The sequence below is a fragment of the Frateuria sp. GZRR35 genome, from assembly GCF_051900415.1.
GTDB lineage: Bacteria > Pseudomonadota > Gammaproteobacteria > Xanthomonadales > Rhodanobacteraceae > Frateuria_A.
The window spans coordinates 136,251-161,060 of the sequence record NZ_JBHZGL010000006.1; the positions used below are offsets into that span (position 1 = coordinate 136,251).

Below are 24,810 nucleotides of genomic sequence, written 5' to 3' on the forward strand. Positions count from 1 at the left end.
TTCGCCACGCCCGGGGCGAACGGAGTCGGAAGCCCCGCGATGTGAAGCCCTCTCCCCTCCGGGGAGAGGGTTTGGGTGAGGGGCTGCGCTTGCGCGGAGCCTTGCAGGTAAGACCTCCCCCTCGCCCCAGCCCTCTCCCCCGACGGGGGAGAGGGAGTCAAGGCGTGCGGTCGCGCGCTCACGGCGCGTTGTTTCGCGCCGCGGCCACGGCAGCACAGCATGCCTGCGCCACCGGACCATCGAACAGCAGCGCGGCTGACTCCGGCAATCGGCGGCGCCAGTTGGGATGCAGCGCGTCGGTCGGGCCCGGCAAGTTCGGCTGTTCCGGCAACGCCAGCAGGTCCTCGGCTGGAACGATGACCAGCGGCGCCGGCGCCCGCGCCACGTGGCCCGCGGCCGCGATGGCCACCGGCGTCACGTCTTCCGGCGAGGGTGGCCGGTTCTCGTCCGGTGAGCCGCCGGCATCCTGCGCCGCACCGGACGCGCACAGCGCGCGCCACAGTCGATCGCGATCGAGCGCGCGCGCGGCGATTTCGTCCACACCCGGCTCGGCCAGGCCCGCGCGGGCGCGCCATGCGATGTCGCGCCCGCTCCACCAGCCGGCCACGGTCGCCACGTCATGCGTCGAGGTGGTCGCCATCGCCTCGGGCGACCAGTGCTTCGGCGCGATGAAACCGCGGTCGGCCGCGCGCTCGAACCACAGCACGCGGATGCCCAGCACACCCGCCTCGCCAAGGCGCTGGCGGAAGTCGGCGGGCACGGTGCCCAGGTCTTCGCCGATGACGATTGCCCGGTTGCGATGCGATTCGATCGCGAGCAGCCGCAGCATGTCCTCGATCGGATAGCGCACGTAGGCGCCCTCGGTCGCGCCGTGGCCATGCGGTACCAGCCACAGCCGCTTGAGGCCCAGCACGTGGTCGATGCGCACGCCGCCGGCATGCGCGAGCGCAGTGCGCAGCATCGCGAGATAGCCGGCATAGCCACTGCGCTTGAGGCCCGCCGGAGAGAAGGTGGTCAGGCCCCAGTCCTGCCCGTTGCGGTTGAGCAGGTCCGGCGGCGCGCCGACCGACAGGCCGTGCAGCAACTCGCCCTGGTGGCTCCAGGCCTGGCTGCCGCCGGGGTCCGTGCCGACCGCCAGGTCCGAAATCAAACCGATCGCCATGCCCGAGGCGCGCGCCGTGTGCTGCGCGTCTTCCAGCCCGCGCATCGCCAGCCACTGCAGGAACGCGTGGAAGGCCACCTCGCGGCTGTGCTCGCGCGCGAAGGTCGCCACCGCAGGGCCGGCCGGGTCGTGGTATTCGGCCGGCCAGGCCTGCCAGCCGCCGGGCATGTCGTGCGCGCGGAAGTGCACCTGCAACGCCTCGAACCGCGCATGGCGCTCGAGCGCCTCGCCCTGTGCCTTGCGGAAAGCGCACAGCGCCTGGGTCAGCTTGGAGTCGGCGGTGGACCATTCGAACAGCGTGCGCAGCAGCGTCATGCGCGCGCGCGCCGCCCGTGGCCAGTCGATCAGTTCGAGCCATTCGAGCTCGGCCAGTTCCTGGCGCAGGTTGTGTGCGTCGATGACCGTGCGCAGCGCCGAGGCGCCGCCCACGCGCCCGGGGTCGACGTACAGCGGGTTGAGGAACAGCCGGCTGGATGGCGCATATGGGCTGTAGCGCTCGGGCGCCGCGGCGAACAACGCATGCACCGGGCTGATCGCCAGCGCGTCGGCGCCGCGCGTGGCGGCCGCGCGGGCGCACTGTTCCAGCGCGGTGAAGTCGCCGATGCCGCCATCGCCCGGCCGACGCAGGCTCGACAGTTGCACGGCCACGCCCCAGGGGCGGCTGCGCGCGCCGGCGATGTCGCCCACGCCGAACGCGCGCGCCGGGGCGACGGCGAGCGTGCATTCGTCCTCGCCCAGCAGCAGGCGGTAGTAACCGGGTATCGCGGGCACGCGCAGCATGCGTTCGTCCGCCGCCAGGGTGCCCTCGTCGACCGGACTGCCCTGCTCGTCTTCCATGCGGTAATGGCGCAGCGCGTGGGCAGGCGGCAATGCAATGGAGCCACCGGCGTCGGCCACCAGCAGGCGCGGCAGCTGGGCTCCTTCGCGCTCGCGGCGCAACCGGTCGAGGCTGTCGTCGATGTCGCCTTCGTTCGCGCACGGCAGGCCGAGCGCATCGAGCACGGCGCGCAGCGTGGGCGGCGCTACCTCCTGCGGGCGGTCGTTGGCATCGCGCCAGTGCACGTCGACGCCGGCCTGCCCGGCAAGCTCGGCGAGGCGGGCGTCGAGGTCGCTCACAGTCGACCCCGCTCCGGGTCGCGGTCCTTGCAGACGACGCGGTCGCGCCCGAGGGCGCTCCTACAGGGATGGGGATGTCGCGGGGTCACGTTACCTCGCGGGTCGCGCACAGGGTGCGCTCCTACAGGGGCGCGGGGGATGAGGGTGAAACTCATGCCGAAGGTTCCAGGCAGACCAGGGTGCAGGCGGGATCGAGGCGGCCTTCGGCCAAGGCGGCGATCGCCGACGCCTCGCCGTGTAACCATCGCGCATCGGGTGTTGGCTTGGCGTCGACGTCGGCTGCACGCTCGCCCAGGTTGCAGTAGACATGCAGGCGCGCGTCGCCGAGTTGCCAATGCGCCTGCAGCGCATGCTCGCCGAGGGCCCGCGCACCCAACGGTCGTGCCTGCTCCAGGCGTGGCATCAGGTACTGCCGCCGTTGCACCAGCAGCAGGCGGACCAGAGTGAGCCGGGCGAGGCCTTCTGCGCTGCCTGCTTCGGTGGTGTCCAGCGTGGATCGTTCGAAGGTGGCCGGGGCATTCGGATCGGGCACGTCGCCCTTGCCGTGGCTTTCGAAGTCGGCGAACTCTTTCCGCCGACCCTCGCGCACGGCCGTGCGCAACTCCTCGGTCTGCTGGTCGGTAAAGAACAGGAACGGCCGGCGGCTGCCCCATTCCTCGCCCATGAACAACATCGGCACGGAAGGGGTCAGCAGCAGCAAGGCGAGCGCCGCCTCCAGGAGCTTCGGCTCGACCAGTTCGGCGAGCCGTTCGCCCAGGGCGCGATTGCCGACCTGGTCGTGGTTCTGCAGGAACTCGACGAAGCACGACGGGCTCAGGTGGCCGCTCGGTTCGCCGCGGGGCTTGCCGCGCATCGGCTCGCCCTGCCAGGCAAATCCCTCGCCCAGGCACCGCACCAGCCTGCCCGTGGGGTCGTCGGCATAGGCGCCGTAGTACCCGGCGCGCTCGCCGGTGAGCATCACGTGCAGCGCGTTATGGAAATCGTCGTTCCACTGCGCGTCGAAGCGGTGTGGCCCGAGCAGGTGCGCCTGGTTGGCCTCGTTCTCCAGGATCAGGTGCACCTGCCGCCCGTCCATCGCGGCCCGCACGCGGGCGGCCAGCGAGAGCAGCCAGGCCGGGTTGTGCAGCGCATGCACCGCGTCCAGGCGCAGGCCGTCGAAGCGGTATTCCTCCAGCCAGTAGAGCGCGTTGTGCACGAAGAAGTCGCCCACCGGCGGCTGTGCCACGTCGATCGCGGCACCCCAAGGCGTCGAGGGGCCGTCCTTGCGGAAGAACGGCGAGGCGTAGGCGCCCAGGTAATTCCCGTCCGGACCGAAGTGGTTGTAGACCACGTCCAGGATCATCACCAGCCCCAGCCCGTGCGCCGCGTCGACCAGCGCCTTGAGTTCGTCGGGCGTGCCGTAGGCCGCCGCCGGGGCGAACGGCAGCACGCCGTCGTAGCCCCAGTTCCGCTCGCCGGGAAACTGCGCGATCGGCATCAGTTCGATCGCGGTGACGCCGAGCGCGTGCAGGCGCGGCAGCATGGCCTGCACGCCGCGGAAGCCGCCGCAGGCGCCCACGTGCAGCTCGTAGATCACCGCCTCGTGCCATGGCCGCCCGCGCCAGTCGCCGTGCTGCCATTCGAATGCCACGGGGTCGACCACGACGCTGGCGCCGTGTACGTCGCCGCCCTGCTGCAGCCGCGAGGCCGGGTCGGGCACGCGCAGATCCTTGCCGACGTGGAAGCGATAGCGGGTGCCGGGCGGCGCCTCCGCAAGGCACTCGTGCCAGCCGTCGTCCAGCGTGCGCATCGGCTGCGTTCCGCCCTGCCCGAGCTCCAGTTGCACCTGCACGACGTCAGGCGCCCACAGCCGGAAGCGCGTACGTCCATCGCCTTGCAGTTCGGCGCCGTAAGGCATGGCGTGGCGGAAGCGCCCGCTCATGCACCGTCCTGCCGCGGCGCGGCCGAAAGCAGCATGACGCTCAGGCCCTTCATTTCGATCGTGTTTTCTTCGACGTTGCGCTCGGGAGCCTCGGGGTTACCGGTGTCGATGCGCAGCCGCCAGGGCAACTTCGGCTCGGGCAGCTCGAAGGCGTGGGGTTCGCCGGTGCCGTTGATCAGCAACAGGGTCACGTCGATGTGGCGCCGCCCCTTGGTCAGCGCGCGGCGCAGCATCAGAAGGCGGCCCTGCGCATCGTTCCAGTCGCTCTGCTTCATCGCGCTGCCCCGCTCGTTGTACCAGGACACCGGCGCCAGTCCGGGCAGCAGGTCGGGGCCGCCGTGCATGAAGCTGTCCGCGCGCAGGGTCGGATGCTGCTCGCGCAGGCGGATCAGGCGGGCGACGAAGTCCGTCAGAGCGCGACCACCGTCGGACTGCGCGAGCTTCCAGTCGAACCAGGAGATCTCGTTGTCCTGGCAGTAGGCGTTGTTGTTGCCGCCCTGGCTGCGGCCGAACTCGTCGCCGCCCAGCAACATCGGCGTGCCGTGCGAGAACAGCAGCGTCGCCAGCATGGCGCGCTTGGCGCGGCCGCGGGCGTCGAGGATGCCGGCATTCTCCGTAGGCCCCTCGGCGCCGTGGTTGTTGCTCTCGTTGTCGTTGGCGCCGTCGCGGTTGTCCTCGCCGTTGGCCTGGTTGTGCTTCTGCTCGTAGCTGACCAGGTCCTGCAGGGTGTAGCCGTCGTGCGCGGTGATGAAATTGACCGAGGCCCACGGCCGGCGGTGCTGGTGGTCGAACAGGTCGGCCGAACCCTGCAGCCGCCCGGCCAGCGCACCGCGCAGGCCGGCGTCGCCTTTCCAGAAGCGGCGCACGTCGTCGCGGAACTTGCCGTTCCATTCGGCAAAGCCGGGCGGATGGTTGCCGAGCTGGTAACCGCCGGGACCCACGTCCCACGGCTCGGAGATCAGCTTGACGCCGTTGAGCACCGGGTCCTGGCGCATGGCGTCGAACAGGCCGCAGTTCGGATCGAAGCCGTTCGCCTCGCGGCCCAAGGTCACGCCCAGGTCGAAGCGGAAGCCGTCGATATGGAAGGTCTGCACCCAGTAGCGCAGCGAGTCCATCACCAGTTGCAGCACACGCGGGTGCGAGGTGTTGACGGTGTTGCCGGTGCCGGTGTCGTTGATGCAGTGGCGCGGATTGTCGCGCAGCAGGCGGTAATAGCTGGCGTTGTCCAGGCCGCGGAAGCTGAGCGTGGGGCCCAGTTCGCTGCCCTCGCCGGTGTGGTTGTAGACCACGTCGAGGATCACCTCGATGCCCGCCGCATGCAGCGCCTGCACGGCGGCGCGGATCTCGTTGAGCGCGCCTTCGGCCAGGTACGACGGTTCCGGCGCGAAGAACGCCAGCGTGTTGTAGCCCCAATAGTTGCGCAGCTTCATCTCGGTGAGGCGGCGGTCCTGCACGAAGGCATGGATCGGCAGCAGTTCGATGGCCGTGATGCCCAGGTGGACCAGGTGGTCGATCACGTAGGGATCGGCCAGCGCGAGGAAAGTGCCCCGCTCGTGCGGCCGGATACGCTTGAGCGTGCGGGTCATGCCCTTGACGTGGGCCTCGTAGACTATGGTCTTCGACCACGGCGTGCGCGGGCGTTGCGTGCGGCCTTCCCAGTGCATCGGCTCGTCGACCACCACCGCCTTGGGCATGGCCGCGGCGCTGTCGCGGCGGTCGAAGGAGAGGTCCGCCCGCGGCGAGGACACGCGGTAGCCGTGCAGTACATCGGACCAGCGCAATTGGCCGGCGAGCAGGCGGGCGTACGGGTCGAGCAGCAGCTTGTTGGGGTTGAAGCGATGGCCCTGCTCCGGTTCGTAGGGGCCGTAGGCGCGGTACCCGTAGAGCTGCCCGCCGCGCAGGCGCGGCAGGTAGCCGTGCCAGATCTCGTCGGTGCACTCGGGCAGTTCGTAGCGTGCGATCTCGCGGCGACCGGAAGGATCGAACAGGCACAGCTCGATGCGCTCGGCGTGGGCCGAGAACACGGCGAAGTTGGTGCCGATGCCGTCGCAGTGCGCGCCCAGCGGATACGGCGAGCCCGGTTGCATGCGTTCGGGGAGCGTGGGCATCAGATGCTCCGCTTTGTGGCGCGGGTGTGCCGGGCTGAGGCAAGGCTTCCCCCATCCGCCCTTCGGGCACCTTCCCCCGCGGGCGGGGGAAGGATCGGCTTTGGTGAGGTGCGGCCCTGGGCTCGTCGGCTTGCAGGCAGTTGGGGGATCGGTTGCCGTGAGGCCCGGTAGTGAGCCTTCCCCCGTTCCACGGGGGAAGGTGCCGACAGGCGGATAGGGGTGGACGGAGCGCGATACCCCACGCCGCAGGCAGCCCCTGCGCTCATGCCCGATCCGCCAGGTAGATCAACGTAGCCAGGGGCGGCAGCGAAAGCGCCAGCGAGTGCGATTGCCCATGGACCGGCACCGGCTCCGCCTGCGCCTCGTCCTGCCCCACGCCGGAGCCGCCGTAGCGGGCATCGTCGCTGTTGATCGCCAGCTCCCAGCGGCCTTCGCGCGGCACGCCGATGCGGTAGTCATGCAGCGGCGTCGGCGTGAGGTTGCTCACCACCAGCGCCGGGCGCGCGCCCTCGGCGAAGCGCAGCCAGGCGAACACGCTGTTGCCCGCGTCGTCGCCGATGGCCCAGCGGAAGCCGCGCGGATCGCCGTCCCACGCGTGCAGTGCCGGCTCGCGCGCGAGCAGATGGTTGAGGTCGCGCAGCAGTTGCTGCACGCCGCGGTGGCGCGGATCGTCCAGCAGGTGCCACGGCAGCTGCGCGTCATGGTTCCACTCGGTCGGCTGCGCCAGTTCGCCGCCGGCGAACAACAGCTTCTTGCCCGGATGGGCCCACATGAAGCCGTAGTAGGCGCGCAGGTTGGCGAAGCGCTGCCAGTCGTCGCCCGGCATGCGGCCGAGCAACGACCGCTTGCCGTGCACGACCTCGTCGTGCGAGAGCGGCAGCACGTAATGCTCCGAATATGCGTACACCATCGAGAACGTCATCTCGTGGTGGTGCCAGCGCCGATGGATCGGATCGCGCGACATGTACTCGAGCGTGTCGTGCATCCAGCCCATGTTCCACTTGTAGTCGAAGCCCAGGCCGCCGTCGGTGGGCGCGCGGGTGACTCCCGGCCAGGCGGTCGATTCCTCGGCGATGGTGAGCACGCCCGGATGCCGCTGGTGCACGACCGTGTTGAAGCGCTTGAGGAAGGTGATCGATTCGAGGTTCTCGCGCCCGCCGTGGATATTGGGCACCCATTCGCCGTGCTTGCGGCTGTAGTCGCGATAGAGCATCGAGGCGACCGCGTCCACGCGCAGGCCGTCGATGTGGAAGCGCTCGAGCCAGGCCAGCGCGCTGCCGATCAGGAAGCCGGAAACCTCGTTGCGGCCCAGGTTGTAGATGAGCGTGTTCCAGTCCTGGTGGAAACCCTCGCGCGGGTCGGCGTGTTCGTACAGCGCGGTGCCGTCGAAGCGGGCCAGGCCGTGCACGTCGGTGGGAAAGTGTGCGGGCACCCAGTCGACGATCACGCCCAGCCCCGCCTCGTGGCAGCGGTCGACGAAACGCGCGAACGCCTCGGGCGGGCCGAAGCGCGCGGTCGGTGCGTACTGGCCCAGCGGCTGGTAGCCCCATGAGCCGCCGAACGGGTGCTCGGCGACCGGCAGCAGCTCGAGGTGGGTGAAGCCCATGCCGACCAGATAGGGAATCAGGCGTTCGGCCAGGCCGTCCCAGCCGGGGGATTCGCCCTGCTCGTCGCGCCACCAGGAACCGGCGTGCAGCTCGTAGATCGACAGCGGCGCATCGAGCCGCTGGCGCATGGCGCGTTCGGCCATCCAGGCGTGGTCGGTCCAGCGGAACGGCGCATCGGGTGCGACCACCGAGGCGGTCGCCGGCGGCGGCTCGGTCGCCAGCGCTACCGGGTCGGCCTTCTGCTGCACCGAGAAGTCCGCGCCGAGGATCTCGTACTTGTAGCGCGCGCCGGCGCGCAGGCCCGGCACGAACAGCTCCCACACCCCATGCGGCAGGCGCACGCGCATCGGGTGGCGGCGCCCGTCCCACTGGTTGAAGTCGCCGACCACGCTGACCCGCCGCGCGTTCGGCGCCCATACGGCAAAGCGTACGCCCGGCACGCCGTCGCGCTCGACCGGGTGCGCACCGAGCTGACGCCATAGCTCCGGGTGCTGGCCCTGTGCGAGCAGGTCCAGGTCGTGGTCATCGAGCAGGGTGCCGAAGGCGTAGGGATCGTCCAGCTCCTGCGCCGCCGTCGGCCAGTGCACGCGCAGGCGATAGCCGCCCTCGCCCGGCACCGGGCCGGCGAACAGACCATCGGCCACGGGTTCGAGCGGGCCGAGGACCTGGCCCTGGCGGTCGATCGCCTCGACACCGTGCGCGCCCGGCTGCAGCGTGCGCACCACGCGCTGGCCATCGACCTGATGCGGTCCGAGCACCGCGAACGGATCGGCATGGCGCGCCTGCAGCAGCGCGTCGACGGCACCGGGATCGGGACGCCAGCGGCTCACGTGCCCGCCCCGCCGATGGCGGCCTCGTCGGTCAACCGCAGCAGTCCCTGCAACGGCACGCCGAGCCACCCGGGCCGATTGGCCGCTTCGTAGGCGATCTCGTAGGCGGCCTTGTCGAGCAGGAACAGTTCGAGCATCGGCGCCAGCGCGTCGGCGCCGATCCAGCGCACCGGCGCGCGCTCGAGGACCGCGATATAGGCAGCCAGGAACACTTCGGAGGCGCGCAGGCGGAAGCGCTCCAGGAACGGCGCGAACAACGGGTCCTCGATCGGCGCCATGCCCTCCTCGCCACGCTGCGCGACGGCCGCGACGTAGTCCAGCGAGCGCAGGAAGCCGGCGACGTCGCGCAGCGGCGTGGTCTTGATGCGCCGCTCCTCCAGCGGACGCGCCGGCTCGCCTTCGAAGTCGATCAGCCAGGCGTCGCCCTGCACCACCAGCACCTGGCCCAGGTGGAAGTCGCCGTGCACGCGCGTGCGCAGTGCGCCTTCGCCGTGCCGTGCCAGCGCATCGATGCGCCGGCACAGCGCCTCGCGCCGTTCGAAAAGGCGCTCGCGCTGTGCACGCAGGGCGCCGTCCTCGGGGTCGAGGCCCTCCAGGGCTTCCAGCGCACGCTGCAGTTGCGCACGCGCATCGGCCGCCCAGCCGTCCAGATGGGAGGCGTCGGCGGTTTCGGGCCGGAAGGCGTCGTCCTCGCTCGGCTGCGCGAGGAGGGCATGCAGTTCGCCCAGGCGCGTGCCGACGGCCGCAGCGAAGTTGTCGTAGTCGGCCAGGATCTCCGCGCGTGCTGCGTCGTCCTCGGCGTGGCTGAACTCGTCCCAGGTGCGTTGCAGGTAATCGAGCGTCCAGCGCCAGGCGTCGCCCTGGTTGCGCACGAAGCCCTGCAGCACGGCCAGTGCCGAGGGAATGCCGTCGGCGCCCACGTGCAGCACCTCGCCTAGCAGTGGCGGCGTGTTGGCGTAGCCGACCCGGGTCAGGTGGCGGCCCATCTCCAGCTCTGGGTTGATGCCGTGCGCGATGTGCCGGTAGAGCTTGAGCATGCCGCGCTCGTGCACGATCACGGAGCTGTTCGATTGCTCGGCCGACAGCCAGCGGTTCTCGGCGTCGGGCGGGAAGTCGAGCGCGTCGAAGGCCGGCGTTGCGGTGAAGCGGATCGCCCCGCCTCGCTTGAGCGGCATCTCCAGCCGCTGGCGCAGGCCCCGCAGCAGGCCGGAGATGAACGCATCGAGCACGAAGCCGTCGGTGAGGTAGCCCACGCGGCGCCCGCGGCGCACCCGGGCCAGCGCCAGCTGCTGCGCGCGGGCCGGCGGGTTCTCGTCCTCCCAGATGATGCCCAGCGGCAGGCAGTAGCGCTCGATGCCGCCATCGTCGAGCGTGGCGATGATTTCGGTGATCACCAGGTCCTCGCCGCGATCCGGCCACGGCTGCCCGTACATCACGCTGATCGACGCGATGCCGCGGTCCTTGGCACCGAACCAGCGGCGCCGGCCGAGGTAGGTCGGCAGCACGTCGCGCTCGACCACGCCGCGATGGTGCGCCATGACCGGGCCTTCCACCAGCGGGCCGCGCAGCACCAGTGTTTCGTATTCCGGCATGGGCTCGGCCGGCGGCTGGTGCCACGACGGCATCTGCGCATTGGCGCAAAGCTGGAAGGCGTAGAAGCCGAACGGCGGCAGCGTCAGCAGGTAGGGCAGCCGGCCGATCGGCGGGAACGGCGTGCCGCCAAGGATCTCCACCGGCACGCGGCCATCGAAGGAGCCCAGGTCCAGCTCGACCGCCTGCAGCGTGCGCGACATGTTGGCCACACACAGCACCTGCTCGTCCTCGTACTCGCGCAGGTAGGCCAGGATCTTGCGGTTGCCCGGATAGAGGAACTTGATGCTGCCCCGGCCGAACGCCTTGTAGCGCTTGCGCACGGCCAGCACGCGACGGGTCCAGTTGAGCAGCGAGTGCGGGTCGCGCGCCTGTGCCTCGGCGTTGACCGCCTGGTAGCCATAGAGCGGGTCCATGATCGGCGGCAGCACCAGCTTGGCCGGGTCCGCCTTGGAGAAGCCGCCGTTGCGGTCCATCGACCACTGCATCGGCGTGCGCACGCCGTCGCGGTCGCCCAGGTGGATGTTGTCGCCCATGCCCAGCTCGTCGCCGTAGTACAGCACCGGCGTGCCCGGCATGGTGATCACCAGCGAGTTCATCAGCTCGATGCGGCGGCGGTCGCGCTCCAGCAGCGGCGAGAGGCGGCGACGTATGCCCAGGTTGATGCGCGCGCGACGGTCGGCGGCATAGGTCTCCCACAGGTAATCGCGTTCGGCATCGGTGACCATCTCGAGCGTCAGCTCGTCGTGGTTGCGCAGGAAGATCGCCCACTGGCAGTTGTCGGGAATGGCCGGGGTCTGGCGCATGATGTCGGTGATCGGGAAGCGGTCCTCGCGCGCGATCGCCATGTACATGCGCGGCATCAGCGGGAAGTGGAATGCCATGTGGCATTCGTCGCCGTCGCCGAAGTAGTCCTGGGTGTCCTCCGGCCACTGGTTCGCCTCGGCCAGCAGCATGCGGTCGGGATAGTGCTCGTCGATCTCCTTGCGGATAAGTTTGAGGATGTCGTGCGTCTCGGGCAGGTTCTCGTTGTTGGTGCCCTCGCGCTCGATCAGGTAGGGCACCGCGTCCAGCCGCAGGCCGTCGACGCCGATGTCGAGCCAGAAGCGCATCACGCCCAGCACCGCCTTGATCACGGCGGGGTTGTCGAAGTTGAGATCCGGCTGGTGCGAGAAGAAGCGGTGCCAGAAGTACTGGCCGGCGACCGCGTCCCAGGTCCAGTTCGATTTCTCGGTGTCGAGGAAGATGATGCGCGTGCCCGAGTAGGCCTGGTCGGTGTCCGACCACACGTAGAAGTTGCGCGCGGCCGAACCGGGCTTGGCCAGGCGGGCCCGCTGGAACCACGGGTGCTGGTCGGAGGTGTGGTTGATCACCAGCTCGGTGATCACGCGCAGGCCGCGCGCGTGCGCCGCGGCGATGAAGCGCTTGGCGTCGGCCAGCTTGCCGTAGTCCGGGTGCACCGCCTTGTACTCGGAGATGTCGTAGCCGTCGTCGCGCCGCGGGCTCGGATAGAACGGCAGCAGCCATAGCGTGTTGACGCCCAGCTCGGCGATGTAGTCGAGCTTGTCGATCAGGCCCTGGAAGTCGCCCACGCCATCGTCGTTGGAATCGAAGAACGACTTGACGTGCACCTGGTAAATGACCGCGTCCTTGTACCAGAGCGGGTCGCTGGTGAAGCTGCGCTTGGGGGCGCGTGACTGCGCGCTCATGCGGGGATCCTTCTTGCACTTCGCTGCCATGGGGCGGCGCTCCCGCGTGCGGGCATCGCGTCCCGAGGCTGCCCTCTCCTGTAGGAGCGCCCTTGGGCGCGACCGTCATGCCACGCCCGTGCCCCGCGGTCGCGCCCAAGGGCGCTCCTACAGGGGGCGTGTCGTGCCTGGCGGGCGCTCATGCCTCCACCCGCCAGATCGCATAAGGCATGCCCTGCCCCAGCCACACCTGTTGCCGGCCGCCGCGCCAGGTCAGGGTGGCGTCGTGCAGCAGGTCCTCGACGGTCAGCGGCGTGTCTTCGCCCACGCCCCAGTCGGCCAGCGGCAGGTGCAGGTCAGTCGACTGCGCGTGGTGCGGATCGAGGTTGATCGCTACCAGCACGCGGTCGCGGCCGCCCGGCGCCGTCTTCTCGAAAAACAGCACCTGATCGTTGTCCGCGCGCAGGAAGCGCACGCCCAGATGGCTCTGCAAGGCCGGCTGCTCGCGGCGGATGGCGTTGAGCTGGGTAATCTCGGCGATGATGTTGCCGGGTGCTTCCCAGTCGCGCGGCTTGATCTCGAACTTCTCCGAGTCGAGGTACTCCTCCTTGCCCGGAATCGGCACCGACTCGCACAGTTCGAAGCCCGAATACATGCCCCACAGCCCCGACAGCGTGGTCGCCAGCGCGGCACGGATCAGGAAGCCGCTGCGACCGGAGTGCTGCAGGAAATACGGGTTGATGTCCGGCGTGTTGACGAAAAAGTTCGGGCGGAAGAAGTCGCGCGGCGGCCCCTGAGCCAGTTCGGTGAGGTAGTCGATGAATTCCTGGCGGGTGTGGCGCCAGGTGAAGTAGGTGTAGGACTGGCTGAAGCCCAGCTTCGCCAGTCGGTACATCGGCTTGGGCCGCGTGAATGCTTCGGACAGGAACAGCGCGTCGGGGTATTCGCTGCGCACGCGGCCGATCATCCATTCCCAGAACGGAAACGGCTTGGTGTGCGGGTTGTCCACGCGGAAGATGCGCACGCCCTCGCCCGCCCAGTACAGCACCACGTCGCACAGTGCCTGCCACAGCGACGGGATCGCGCCTTCGGCGTAGAAGTCGACGTTGACGATGTCCTGGTACTTCTTCGGCGGGTTCTCGGCGTAGCGCAGGCTGCCGTCCGGTCGCCAGTCGAACCACTCGGGATGCTCGGCCAGCCACGGATGGTCGGGCGAGCACTGGATGGCGAAGTCGAGCGCGAGTTCCAGGCCGTGGGCATGCGCCGCATCGCGCAGCGCGCGGAAGTCCTCGATCGCGCCGAGCTCCGGATGGATGTCCGTATGGCCGCCCTCCGCCGAGCCGATGGCGTACGGGCTGCCAGGGTCGTGCTCGCCGGGCGTGAGGGTGTTGTTGCGGCCCTTGCGGAAGGCGCGGCCGATCGGATGGATCGGCGGGAAGTAGAGCACGTCGAAGCCCATCGCCTGGATCGCGGGAAGGCGTCCGATCACGTCGCGGAAGGTGCCGTGGCGGTCGGGACTCCCGGTGATCGAGCGCGGGAACAGTTCGTACCAGCTGGCGAACTGCGCCGCGCGGCGGTCGACCTCCAGCCGCAGCGGGGGATGCTCGACGGCAAACGCGCGCAGGTCGCCCTCGGCCATGGCCCGGGCGGTGTCCTCGGCGATCAGCCATCGATAGCGCGCCTCGTCGTCCTCGGCCTTGGCCAGCGCCGCGGCCAGCGCACGCAGGGGCTTGCGCCTGGCCGGCGCGGTGCCGGCGGCGGTCTGTTCGACCAGGTGCTGGCCTTCGCGCATTTCCAGCGCGATCGGCACGCCGGCATCGTGCTTGGCGACGATCTCGTGGCGGTAGCTCGCATAGGCGTCGCGCCACGCCTGCACCGTGTATTCGTGGCGGCCCATGCGGGTCGGCGTGAAGTGGCCGCGGTAGCGGTCGTTGCCAAGCGGCTCCATGCGCTGCTCGTGCCACTGCTTCTCGTCCAGCGCGCGCCAGCGCAGCGCCACGGCGAGCTTGTCGTGGCCGTCCATGAAGACGTCCGCCTCCACCGTCACCACGTCGCCGACCACGCGCTTGACCGCGAAGCGGCCATCGTCCACGCAAGGTGTCACGGCCTCGATGGCGACGCGCGGCGCCTGCGTGGCCGCGGTCAGCGCCTGTTTCGCGGCAGCGACGCCCGTGCGCGTGCTGACTGGCCGCGTGCGCGTGCCTTCCAGTACCCGCGTCTCGCCCGGGGCGAGGGTGATCGGCCCGGCGGCAGGCGCGCCGTCCGGCGCGGTCCAGTCGGCGAAGTCGCCGGCGGCACCGCCTGCGATCGCCCCCAGGTCCACCGGCGTACCCGCATCCAGCCGCGCGTTGAAGAGCGACAGCCAGGCGCGCTCGCCCTGCCGGCGCAGCACGCCGACCCAGGCGTCGTCGATGTGGATGGCCGCCGGTTCGCGCGCCTTCGCGCCGAGGCCGCGCAGCCAGTCGTTGATGGCGCGTACTTCGCTGGTCATGTCCAGCGCCTGCGACGCGTTGCGCGCGAAGCCGGCGGGCATCAACCAGCCCGCGGCGCAGGCTGCGGCAAACCAGGCGGCGCGGCGGCGGTGGCGCTCGGCCAGTTCGTGTTGGCCCAAGCGGGGGCCGGCCTCCGGGTCGTCGAACGGTGCCGCGGCGCAGGCCAGTGGCGGCGCCACTTCGGCCACGCGGCGGAGCTCGCGGCCCAGCCAGCCGGCGCGGAAATCCCACCACTCGGCCGAGCAGAAGGCGTAGTCGAAAGCCACGTCGGTGAGCGCGCCCAGTTCCGCGGGCGCCAGTCCCTGGGTCCAGCCCAGGAACAGCGCCTGCGGCGCGCGGCCGCGCAGGCCATCGACGAGGTGCGCCCACCAGGCCGCAGGCGCGGCATCGAGCGATGCCAGCCGGAAACCCACGGCGCCAGCCTGCAGCGCGCCATGCAGCCGTTCGCACCACCAGGCAAGCGCTTCGGGCGCCACGGCGTCATCGTGGAACCGCCAGCGCACGCCGGCTTCGGCGGCGGGGCGGCGCGGGTCGGGCAATACCGTGGTGTCCGCCAGCGCGTGGAACCAGTCCGGGTGCTCGGCGCGCAGCGCGGCGTCGGCGGGCAATGGGCGCGTTACGTCGACGTCGATCAGCAGCCCCAGGCCGTGGTCGCCACACAGCCGGGCAAGCGTGCCGATCGGCCCGATGCCTTCGTCGAGCACGCTGGCGGGCGCCAGCACGTGGCTGAAGCCGAGGTCGGCCGCGTGGGTGAACCAGGGTGTCTGCCCGCTGCTGGCGTCCGGTTCGGCGGGCAGGCTGAAGATGCGTGGCGGCGCCATCGCGTGTGCCGGCATGGAGACTCCCTGTGAGGATGGATCTGCCGCGGCCGTGGCCGGGCGGCGCTTGCGCTGGCCGCGGGTGCCGGGGTGGGCAGGCACGTCCGCTGTCCCTTGGCGCCGGGCCATCAGTCGCCGCGTCGGCGGCTCGCGCCGCGCGGCCTGTCCGCATGGCTGGGCTGCGGCCGGTTGGTGTACTGGCGCACGGCCTGGGTGTTGGTACCGACGACCGCGATTGCCTCGCGCAGGTCGCGCTCGGAGATGCGCAGCTGCTTGGACCAGTACCGCATCGCGAACGGATCTCTGTCGTTGATCGTGCTCAGGGTCCGGTCGGACTGGCTCATGATTCACCCGTGGCCGCGCGGTGCTGCGGCAGCACGGGCATCTTGGTGGTCACGCATTGAAGGCGCCGTCACGGAAAGATGAGACAGTCGTAAAGCGTTCCGTGATCATTTGCAGCAGCGCACCTGTGGGCGACCGCGCGGGCGACCCACAGGTGCGCTCCTGCAGGGACGAGCTCGCGCCATACTTGTCGCCATGCAACCTGCCCCGCTCGCCCGGTTCATCGATACCCATCCGCGCCTGTTCGTGCTGACCGGCGCCGGTTGCAGCACGGACTCCGGCATCCCCGACTACCGCGACACCGAGGGCGCCTGGAAACGCACGCCGCCGGTGACCTACCAGGCCTTCATGGGCGAGGAGCGCACGCGCCGGCGTTACTGGGCGCGCAGCCTCGTCGGCTGGCGCCACTTTGGCGGAGCCCGGCCCAACGGCACCCACCACGCGCTGCAGCGGCTGGAGGCACAGGGGCGGCTCGAACTGCTGGTCACGCAGAACGTGGATGGGCTGCACCAGCGCGCCGGCCAGCGCCAGGTGGTCGACCTGCACGGACGGCTCGACCAGGTGCGCTGCATGGGCTGCGACTGGCGCCAGCCGCGCGAAGCGTTCCAGCAGGAGCTCGATCGGCTCAATCCTGGCTGGGCCGATCTGGATGCTGCCCATGCACCGGACGGCGACGCGGACCTGGAAACAGCACATTTCGACGACTTCGCCGTGCCACCCTGCCCGACCTGCGGCGGCGTGCTCAAGCCCGACGTGGTGTTCTTCGGCGAGAACGTGCCGCGCGAGCGCGTGATGCTGGCGATGGAGGCGCTGGAAGCCGCCGACGCCGTGCTGGTCGTCGGCTCGTCGCTGATGGTGTTTTCCGGCTATCGCTTCGTGCACGCGGCGGCACGCGCCGGCAAGCCGGTGGCGGCGGTGAACCTGGGAAGGACGCGCGCCGATCCATTGTTGAGCCTGAAAGTGGAGCAGCCGTGCGCCCAGGCGCTGGCATTCCTTCTGGCTTGAGCTTGCAGGCCTCGCAGGGCGCGTTCGAGCCAACCATCCCGGCGCGGCGACGGTGAGCTGAAGCGCACCCTCCGCGCTTGTCTGGGCCTTATCGCCGCGAGCGGAAGAACTCCCGCAACATCTCGCCCGACTCGGCGGCCATTAATCCACCCTGCACCATCACGCGATGGTTGTGCCGCTCGGAGACCAGCGTGTCGAACACGCTGCCGGCTGCGCCGGTTTTCGGATCGGTCGCCGCGTACACGACCCGGCCGATCCGCGCATGCACGAGGGCCATTGCGCACATCGAGCATGGTTCCAGCGTCACGTAGAGCGTCGCGCCGACGATGCGGTGGTTCGCGAGCTTCTGGCCCGCCGCGCGCAGCGCCATGATCTCGGCGTGCGCGGTCGGATCGTGCAGCGTGATGTTGCGGTTCCAGCCCAGCCCGACGATCTGCCCCTCGTGCACCAGCACGGCGCCAACAGGCACCTCGTTCTCCGCGTCGCGCGCGTGCGCCGCCAGTTGCAGGGCGCGGCGCATGCAGGCTTCGTCCTCGGACGAGAATGTGGCGGCAATGGGCGTGAGGGAATCGGACATGGACACGCGCAAGGGCGGCTCGGCTGGCGGGGCCGGCATTGTAGCCGCTGCGCGGAGCGCACCGACTCGCGCTTGCCCCCGCGGTTAGTCGGCCGGCAAGGTCTCGATGCTGATGGTGCCGGTCAGCGTCTTGTGGACCGGGCACTTCTCGGCCACCTCGAACAACTTCTGCCTCTGCTCGGGCGTCAGGTCGGGGCCGGTAATGGTCACGCGCTTGCGGAAGGCGTCGATCACCTCCGGACGGGCGGCCATCACCCTCTTGTCGTGCTCGACCTCCACGTGGACGTGTTCGAGCGGCCAGCCCATCTTGAGCGCATACCAGCGCACGGTGATGGCGGTGCAGGCGCCCAGGGACGCCGTCAGCAGATCGTAGGGCGAGGGCCCCAGGTCCGCACCGCCTTGCGTGGCCGGCTCATCGCCGATCAGGTGATGGCCCGACACCTCGATGGCCACCGCGAGCGGACTGGCCTGGGTATCGGCCACCGTGGCCAGGGTCTTGCGAACCATCGGTTTTGCTCCTCGATCGTGCGGGAAAAACGGCGGTGGCCGGCGCACGGCACGGCGCCCACCCCGTCGTCGCCGTCAGCCCGCGTTTGGCTCCTCGCCGGGCGCCAGCGTCATCACGTCCTGCCATTCCGGATGCTTCACGTAGCGGGCGCGGACGTACGGGCACAGCGGAAGGATCCGGAATCCGTTTCCGCGGGCATCGGCGACCAGATAGTCGACCAGCGCCGCAGCCGCACCGGTGCCCCGGAGGCTTTCGGGGGCGCCGGTGTGATCGGCACTCACCAGGCCCGGACCGCGATGGGTATAGGTCAACTCGGCTTCGGCATCGACACCGGCCACCTGCGCCACATAGCGGCCGTGGCGCGGACCATCCTGCTTGGTGATCGTGATCTGGCTCATCGTGGCTACCGTGTGTGGCGACTTGCAGGAACAACCGTGGAGCGGAACGCGCGTCTTCGGGCCAGCACCGCGACGAGCCTTCGCGAAGGGCCGGTCATCGGGCGCGAGGTGCGCACCGGCCTCACTCCCACTCGATGGTCGCCGGCGGCTTGCCGCTGATGTCGTAGACGACGCGCGAGACGCCGCGCAGCTCGTTGATGATGCGGTTGGATACCTTGCCCAGGAACTCGTACGGCAGGTGCGCCCAGTGCGCGGTCATGAAGTCGATGGTTTCCACGGCACGCAGGGCGATCACCCATTCGTAGGCTCGCGCGTCGCCGACGACGCCGACCGACTTGACCGGCAGGAACACGGCGAAGGCCTGGCTGGTCTTGTCGTAGAGGTCCGCCTTGCGCAGCTCGTCGATGAAAATGGCATCGGCGCGGGCGAGCAGTTCAGCGTATTCGCGCTTGACCTCGCCCAGGATGCGCACGCCCAGGCCCGGGCCGGGGAACGGGTGGCGGTAGACCATCTCGCGCGGCAGGCCGAGCGCCACGCCGATGCGCCGCACCTCGTCCTTGAACAGCTCGCGCAACGGCTCGACCAGGCCGAGCTTCATGTCCTCGGGCAGGCCGCCGACGTTGTGGTGGCTCTTGATGACGTGCGCCTTGCCCGTCTTGCTGCCGGCCGACTCGATCACGTCGGGATAGATCGTGCCCTGCGCCAGCCATTTGACCTGGCCGTGGCCGGCGGCGGTGACCCTGGCCGACTCCTCGTCGAAGATCTCCACGAACAGGCGGCCGATGATCTTGCGCTTGGCTTCCGGGTCGGCCACGCCTTCGAGCGCCTTGAAGTAGCGGTCGGCGGCATCGACGCGGATCACCTTCACGCCCAAGTGCTCGGCCATCGTCGCCATCACCTGGTCGCCTTCCTTGAAGCGCAGCAGGCCGGTGTCGACGAACACGCAGGTGAGCTGGTCGCCGATCGCCTTGTGCAGGAGCGCAGCGACCACCGAGGAATCGACGCCACCGGAGAGGCCGAGCAGCACGTGGTCGTTGCCGACCTTCTCGCGCACGCGGGCGATCTGGTCGTCGATGATGTTGTCGGCCGTCCAAAGCGTGGCGCAGCCGCAGATGTCGACCACGAAACGCTTCAGCAGCGCATTGCCCTGCTTCGTGTGGGTGACTTCCGGATGGAACTGCACGCCGTACCAGCGCTTGTCCTCGTTCTCCATCACCGCGACCGGGATGCGGTCGGTCGTGCCGGTGATGGCGAAGCCCGGCGGCGCCTGGCTGACGTGGTCGCCGTGGCTCATCCAGACGTCCAGGCGGTGCGCATCGGCGTGATCGCTCAGGCCATCGAAAAGGCGGCTGTTGCCCGCGATGTCGACCTGGGCATGGCCGAACTCGCGGGCGTCCGCCGCTTCGGTCGCGCCGCCCAGCTGCGCGGCCAGGGTCTGCATGCCGTAGCAGATGCCCAGCACCGGCAGGCCCGAGTCGAACACTGCCTGTGGCGCCTTGGGCGCACCCGGCAACGTGGTCGATTCGGGGCCGCCCGACAGGATGATGCCCTTGGGCGCGTAGCGGGCGATCTCGGCCGGATCATGGTCCCACGCCCAGATCTCGCAGTAGACGCCGAGCTCGCGCACGCGCCGGGCGATCAGCTGGGTGTACTGCGCGCCGAAGTCGAGGATGAGGATCTTGTCGGAATGGATGTTCTGCATCGGACCGGGCTCTGTGGGCTGTCGTCCAGAAACGGGTCGGCGTCATTCCCTGGACCGGACATCCGTGAGTGCGGCAGCGCTGCGGCCGCGGGGGAATGGCGCCATAAGAAGTCGGGGCCCGCGAAGGGCCCCGTGTGTCACGAGTTCAGCCGGTAGTTCGGCGCTTCCTTGGTGATCTGGATGTCGTGCGGGTGCGCCTCGGTCACGCCGGCCGAAGTCACCTTCACGAATTGCGCCTTCTGGCGCACATCCTCGACCGTGGCGGCCCCGAGGTAACCCATCGAGGCCCGCAGGCCGCCGATCAGCTGGTGGATGATGTTGCGCAGCGGGCCGCGGTACGGCACGCGGCCTTCGATGCCCTCGGGCACCAGCTTGTCGGCGTCCGCCTCGTCCTGGAAGTAGCGGTCCTTGGAACCCAGCGCCATCGCGCCGAGCGAGCCCATGCCGCGGTAGCTCTTGTAGGAACGGCCCTGGAACAGCTCGACCTCGCCCGGCGATTCCTCGGTGCCGGCGAACATCGAGCCCAGCATGACCGTCGAGGCGCCGGCAGCCAGCGCCTTGGGGATATCACCCGAGTAGCGGATGCCGCCATCGGCGATCAACGGGATCTCGTCCTTGAGCGCGGTGGCGACCAGGTCGATCGCGGTGATCTGCGGCACGCCGACGCCGGCGACCACGCGGGTGGTGCAGATGGAACCGGGGCCCACGCCGACCTTGACCGCATCCACGCCGGCATCGAGCAGCGCACGCGCCGCCTCGCCGGTGACGATGTTGCCGGCGATCACCTGCACCTGCGGATAGCGCTTCTTCACCCACCCGGCGCGCTCGATCACGCCCTGCGAATGGCCGTGCGCGGTGTCGACCACCAGCACGTCCACGCCGGCATCCACCAAGGCCTCGATGCGCTGCTCGGTATCGCCACCCACGCCCACTGCCGCGCCGACCAGCAGGCGCTCGTGCGCGTCCTTGGCGGCATGCGGGTTGTCGCGCGCCTTCTGGATGTCCTTGACGGTGATCAGGCCGCGCAGCTGGAAGTCGTCGTTGACCACCAGCACCTTCTCGATGCGGAACTTGTGCAGCAGTTGCAGCACTTCGTCCTGGCTGGCGCCTTCGCGCACGGTCACGAGCTTGTCCTGGCGCGTCATGATGTTGCGCACCGGGTCTTCCAGCTTGCGCTCGAAGCGCAGGTCGCGGCTGGTGACGATGCCGACGAGCTTCTCGCCGTCGACCACCGGCACGCCGGAGATGTTGTGCGCGCGGGTGAGCTGCAGCACTTCGCGAATGGAGGTGTTGGGCCCGACGCTGATCGGGCTGCGGATCACGCCCGCCTCGAACTTCTTCACCAGGCGCACCTCGGCGGCCTGCTGCGCGGCGGTCATGTTCTTGTGGATGATGCCGATGCCGCCCTGCTGGGCCATGGTGATGGCCAGTCGCGCCTCGGTCACGGTGTCCATGGCGGCGGACACGATGGGGATGTTCAGGCGCAGGTTGCGGGTCAACCGGGTGGAGGTGTCGACGTCGCGCGGCAGGACGGCCGAATGGGCCGGAACGAGGTACACGTCGTCGTAGGTCAGAGCCTCGGCGAGGATGCGCATGCGGGTGGGTCTCGCTGCAAAGATGGGATTATACGCGTGGGGGCGTGTTGGTCGCCAGATGGAGATGGTATTGGGGGTTGAGGCAAGGCTTCCCCCATCCGCCCTTCGGGCACCTTCCCCCCGTGAACGGGGGAAGGATCGGGATACCGCTCTCACCCGGTTTATCGCAGAGGATCGAGGTGCCGCACGTATGAGCCTTCCCCCGTTTACGGGGGAAGGTGCCGACAGGCGGATGGGGGAAGCCTCGCGAGGAGCCTACCGAGCCTCTGCCGCCTCCAATGTGTTCTCGATCAGCGTCGCCACGGTCATCGGCCCCACCCCTCCGGGTACCGGCGTGATCCAGCTGGCGCGCTCGGCCGCGGGAGCGAACTCGACGTCCCCGACCAGGCGGCCGTCATCCAGCCGATTGATACCTACGTCGATCACCACCGCACCCGGCTTGATCCATTCGCCCTTGACCAGACCTGGCCTGCCGACCGCGACGATGACGATGTCGGCCTGGCGCACGAACGATTCCAGGTCGCGCGTGAAGCGGTGGCAGCAGGTCGTGGTGCAGCCGGCGATCAGCAGTTCCAGCGCGAGCGGACGGCCGACGTGGTTGGACACGCCCACCACCACGGCGTGCTGGCCGCGCACCGGTCGATCGGTATGCCCGAGCAGGGTCATCACGCCCTTGGGTGTACAGGGCCGAAGGCCGAAGCGGCGCAGGGCCAGGCGGCCCACGTTGACCGCCTGGAAACCGTCCACGTCCTTGCTGGCGTCGATGCGGTCGACCAGCGCGTCCTCGTCGATGTGCGGCGGCAGCGGCGACTGCACCAGGATGCCATGCACGGCGGGATCGGCGTTGAGCTTGTCGATCAGCGCGAACAGCTCGGCCTGCGTGGTGGTCGCCGGCAGGTCGTAATCGAACGAGCGGAACCCGACCTGGTGGCACGCCTTGCGCTTGTTGCGCACGTAGACCGATGAGGCTGCGTCGTCACCCACCAGCACGACCGCCAAACCCGGCTCCACCAGGCCCTGCGCCTTGCGCTCGGACACGCGCCGTCCGACCCGCTCCAGCAGTTCCTGCGCGATGCGTTTGCCGTCGAGGATGCGTGCGGTCATGGGGCTGCCTGTTGTGCAAAGGCGTCTATTATCCGGTCGCCATCGGCCCTGCACAAACACGCCAGGCATCGTAGGGTGGTCTTTGGCCCACCTGGCTTGACCGGAACCGGAGCGGTGGTGTGAAAGCCCACCCTGCGAAATAAAGGAACCCACCGTGCCTGTGCCCGCTGACACGCATCTAGCCGAAGGCCCGCTGCTCCTGCGCCCGTGGCAGCCGGAGGATGCGCCGGCGTTGCACACGGCCGTCCAGGAATCGCTGGAGACCGTCGGTCGCTGGCTGCCCTGGTGCCACGCCGGCTACGACCTCGACGAGGCGCGGGCGTGGATACGGCATTGCCGCGAGGGCTGGGCGGGCGACGAGCATTTTGCGTTCGGGGTGTTCGAGCGCGATAGCGGCGCGTTGCTCGGCAGCGTCGGGCTGAGCCAGCGAAATCTGGTGCACCGTAGCGCGTCCTTGGGCTATTGGGTGCGGCAGTCACGCCAGGGCCAGGGCGTCGCCCGGCAGGCTGCCAGGGTCGCGGCGCACTTTGGATTCGACCGGTTGAGGCTGGTTCGCATCGAGATCGTGGCATTGCCGGATAACCACGCGAGCCGGCGGACGGCCGAGCAAGCAGGGGCTCGGTTCGAGGTCATCGCTCGGCATCGACTCTGGGTGCGTGACCGCGCGATGGACGCCGCGGTGTACTCACTCGTGCCCGCGGATCTCTGATTCACACCCGTTGCAGGAGCCCGCTTGCGGGCGATGCCCTTTGCCAAGGGGCCGGCCAAAAGCATCGCCCGCAAGCGGGCTCCTACAAGAGGCTTTCCGCCATGGCGGCTTCGCGACACAAGGTCGCCGGCGGCTATTTCTTGCGCTTCTTCATCTCGCGGATCATCCGCTGGCGCTTGCGCTGCTGTCCCTCGGTGAGCACGTTCTTGCGGCCGGCGAACGGGTTGTCGCCGTCGCGGAAGTCGATCCGGATCGGCGTGCCTTCGAGCTTGTAACGCTTGCGGAAGAAGTTCTCGAGGTAGCGGCGGTAGGCCGGCGCGATGTGCTTGGTGCGGCTACCGTGGATGACGATGGTCGGCGGATTGGACCCACCCGGATGCGCGAAGCGCAGCTTGGGCGCGTGGCCGCGGACCAGCGGCGGCTGGTAACCCTCGTAGGCCTTTTCCAGGGTGCGGGTGAGATCGGAGGAACTCAGTTCGTGCGTGGCCGAAGTGTGCGCACGGACGACCGCGCGCATCAGTTCGCGCAGGCCCGAGCCGTGGAGCGCCGAGATGAACACGGTCTTGGCCCAGTCCACGAACACCAGCTTGCGCTCGAGCGTGCGCTGGCACTGCTCGCGCTGGTAGGCGTCCATGCCGTCCCACTTGTTGACGGCGATCACCAGCGCGCGGCCCTCTTCGACCGCGTGGCCGATCAGCGTGAGGTCCTGGTCGGCCAGGTTCTCGCGGGCATCGATCATCAGCACCACGACCTGGCTGGCGGCCATCGACTGCAGCGTCTTGATGACGCTGAATTTCTCCACGCCCTCTTCCACGCGCGCCCTGCGGCGCACACCGGCGGTGTCGATCAGCGTGTAGCGCTTGCCGTCGCGCTCCAGCGGCACGCGGATGGGATCGCGCGTGGTGCCGGCGACGTCGGAGACGATCAGCCTGTTCTCGCCGAGCAGGCGGTTGATCAGGGTGGACTTGCCAGCATTCGGGCGGCCAACGATGGCGACGCGGATGCTGTCGTCCTCGACGCCCGCTTCGGATTCATCCTCGTCCGGCGGCAACAGCGGCAGCGAAGCGGCGATCAGCTCCTCGGTGCCACGGTTGTGCGCGGCCGACAGCGGCAGCATGGCGGCGATGCCGAAGCGGGCGAATTCGCCAAGGGCGTCCTGTTCCTCCAGGCCGTCGGTCTTGTTGACCGCCAGCAGGATCGGCTTGCCGCTACGGCGCAGTTCGGAAAGGATGCCCTGGTCCTGGGGCAGCAGGCCGTCGCGGGCATCGACCACGAACACCAGCACCTGCGCCTCGTCGATCGCCAGGCGCACCTGTTGTGCGGTGAGCGCGTCGAGGCCTTCCTCGACGCCGGACAGGCCGCCGGTATCGACCACCACGAACGGACGCGGGCCCAAGTGGCACACGCCGTAGTGGCGATCGCGGGTGACGCCCGGCATGTCGGCCACCAGGGCGTCGCGGCTGCGCGTCAGTGCATTGAAGAGGGTCGATTTACCGACGTTGGGACGACCGACCAGGGCGACGACGGGCAGCATGATT

General features: G+C 69.5%; 16 protein-coding genes. 2 read left to right on the forward strand and 14 right to left on the reverse strand.

Annotated elements, in window-relative coordinates:
* Window positions 1-178: 178 nt before the first annotated feature.
* The 7 genes from malQ to ACFWZ3_RS09350 all read right to left on the reverse strand — a co-directional run bounded on the left by malQ (window position 179) and on the right by ACFWZ3_RS09350 (window position 15,676).
* Complete coding sequence (gene malQ, locus ACFWZ3_RS09320) at window positions 179-2,278, reverse strand: 4-alpha-glucanotransferase (RefSeq protein ID WP_439707458.1); 2,100 nt, start codon at window positions 2,276-2,278, stop codon at window positions 179-181.
* A 151-nt stretch (window positions 2,279-2,429) separates the two neighbouring features.
* A complete protein-coding gene (treZ, locus tag ACFWZ3_RS09325; protein ID WP_439707459.1) occupies window positions 2,430-4,199 on the reverse strand; it encodes a malto-oligosyltrehalose trehalohydrolase in 1,770 nt (589 codons plus the stop codon).
* Window positions 4,196-6,307, reverse strand: coding sequence for a glycogen debranching protein GlgX (gene glgX / locus ACFWZ3_RS09330; RefSeq protein ID WP_439707460.1), 2,112 nt, complete (start codon window positions 6,305-6,307; stop codon window positions 4,196-4,198). The genes treZ and glgX overlap by 4 nt, the downstream gene beginning before the upstream one ends.
* A gap of 262 nt (window positions 6,308-6,569) precedes the next feature.
* Complete coding sequence (gene glgB, locus ACFWZ3_RS09335; protein WP_439707461.1) at window positions 6,570-8,744, reverse strand: 1,4-alpha-glucan branching protein GlgB; 2,175 nt, start codon at window positions 8,742-8,744, stop codon at window positions 6,570-6,572.
* The gene (gene treS / locus ACFWZ3_RS09340; RefSeq protein ID WP_439707462.1) at window positions 8,741-12,043 is read right to left on the reverse strand and encodes a maltose alpha-D-glucosyltransferase; all 3,303 of its coding nucleotides are present in this window, start codon (window positions 12,041-12,043) and stop codon (window positions 8,741-8,743) included. Before treS ends, glgB begins: the two co-directional genes overlap by 4 nt.
* A 178-nt stretch (window positions 12,044-12,221) precedes the next feature.
* On the reverse strand, window positions 12,222-15,350 hold the full coding sequence (locus tag ACFWZ3_RS09345) for a maltotransferase domain-containing protein (RefSeq protein ID WP_439707463.1): 3,129 nt from the start codon (window positions 15,348-15,350) through the stop codon (window positions 12,222-12,224).
* Window positions 15,351-15,460: 110 nt separating this feature from the next.
* Complete coding sequence (locus tag ACFWZ3_RS09350; RefSeq protein WP_439707464.1) at window positions 15,461-15,676, reverse strand: DUF3606 domain-containing protein; 216 nt, start codon at window positions 15,674-15,676, stop codon at window positions 15,461-15,463.
* 193 nt (window positions 15,677-15,869) lie between these two features.
* Between ACFWZ3_RS09350 and ACFWZ3_RS09355 the strand changes: the two genes are divergently transcribed.
* The gene (locus tag ACFWZ3_RS09355; protein ID WP_439707465.1) at window positions 15,870-16,679 is read left to right on the forward strand and encodes an NAD-dependent protein deacetylase; all 810 of its coding nucleotides are present in this window, start codon (window positions 15,870-15,872) and stop codon (window positions 16,677-16,679) included.
* 88 nt (window positions 16,680-16,767) lie between these two features.
* Here ACFWZ3_RS09355 and tadA read toward each other — a convergent pair whose 3' ends face one another.
* The 6 genes from tadA to folD all read right to left on the reverse strand — a co-directional run bounded on the left by tadA (window position 16,768) and on the right by folD (window position 22,563).
* Window positions 16,768-17,256: a tRNA adenosine(34) deaminase TadA gene (gene tadA / locus ACFWZ3_RS09360; RefSeq protein ID WP_439707554.1), complete on the reverse strand. Its 489-nt coding sequence runs from the start codon at window positions 17,254-17,256 to the stop codon at window positions 16,768-16,770.
* 84 nt (window positions 17,257-17,340) lie between these two features.
* Complete coding sequence (locus ACFWZ3_RS09365) at window positions 17,341-17,763, reverse strand: OsmC family protein (protein WP_439707466.1); 423 nt, start codon at window positions 17,761-17,763, stop codon at window positions 17,341-17,343.
* Window positions 17,764-17,838: 75 nt separating this feature from the next.
* On the reverse strand, window positions 17,839-18,162 hold the full coding sequence (locus tag ACFWZ3_RS09370; RefSeq protein ID WP_439707467.1) for a GNAT family N-acetyltransferase: 324 nt from the start codon (window positions 18,160-18,162) through the stop codon (window positions 17,839-17,841).
* Window positions 18,163-18,283: 121 nt separating this feature from the next.
* Complete coding sequence (gene guaA / locus ACFWZ3_RS09375) at window positions 18,284-19,864, reverse strand: glutamine-hydrolyzing GMP synthase (protein WP_439707468.1); 1,581 nt, start codon at window positions 19,862-19,864, stop codon at window positions 18,284-18,286.
* A 137-nt stretch (window positions 19,865-20,001) separates the two neighbouring features.
* On the reverse strand, window positions 20,002-21,459 hold the full coding sequence (guaB, locus tag ACFWZ3_RS09380; protein ID WP_439707469.1) for an IMP dehydrogenase: 1,458 nt from the start codon (window positions 21,457-21,459) through the stop codon (window positions 20,002-20,004).
* Window positions 21,460-21,714: 255 nt separating this feature from the next.
* Complete coding sequence (gene folD, locus ACFWZ3_RS09385; RefSeq protein WP_439707470.1) at window positions 21,715-22,563, reverse strand: bifunctional methylenetetrahydrofolate dehydrogenase/methenyltetrahydrofolate cyclohydrolase FolD; 849 nt, start codon at window positions 22,561-22,563, stop codon at window positions 21,715-21,717.
* Window positions 22,564-22,717: 154 nt separating this feature from the next.
* Here folD and ACFWZ3_RS09390 point away from each other — a divergent pair, with 154 nt between their 5' ends.
* On the forward strand, window positions 22,718-23,272 hold the full coding sequence (locus ACFWZ3_RS09390) for a GNAT family N-acetyltransferase (RefSeq protein ID WP_439707471.1): 555 nt from the start codon (window positions 22,718-22,720) through the stop codon (window positions 23,270-23,272).
* Window positions 23,273-23,405: 133 nt separating this feature from the next.
* Here ACFWZ3_RS09390 and der read toward each other — a convergent pair whose 3' ends face one another.
* The gene (der, locus tag ACFWZ3_RS09395) at window positions 23,406-24,806 is read right to left on the reverse strand and encodes a ribosome biogenesis GTPase Der (protein ID WP_439707472.1); all 1,401 of its coding nucleotides are present in this window, start codon (window positions 24,804-24,806) and stop codon (window positions 23,406-23,408) included.
* Window positions 24,807-24,810: the final 4 nt, after the last annotated feature.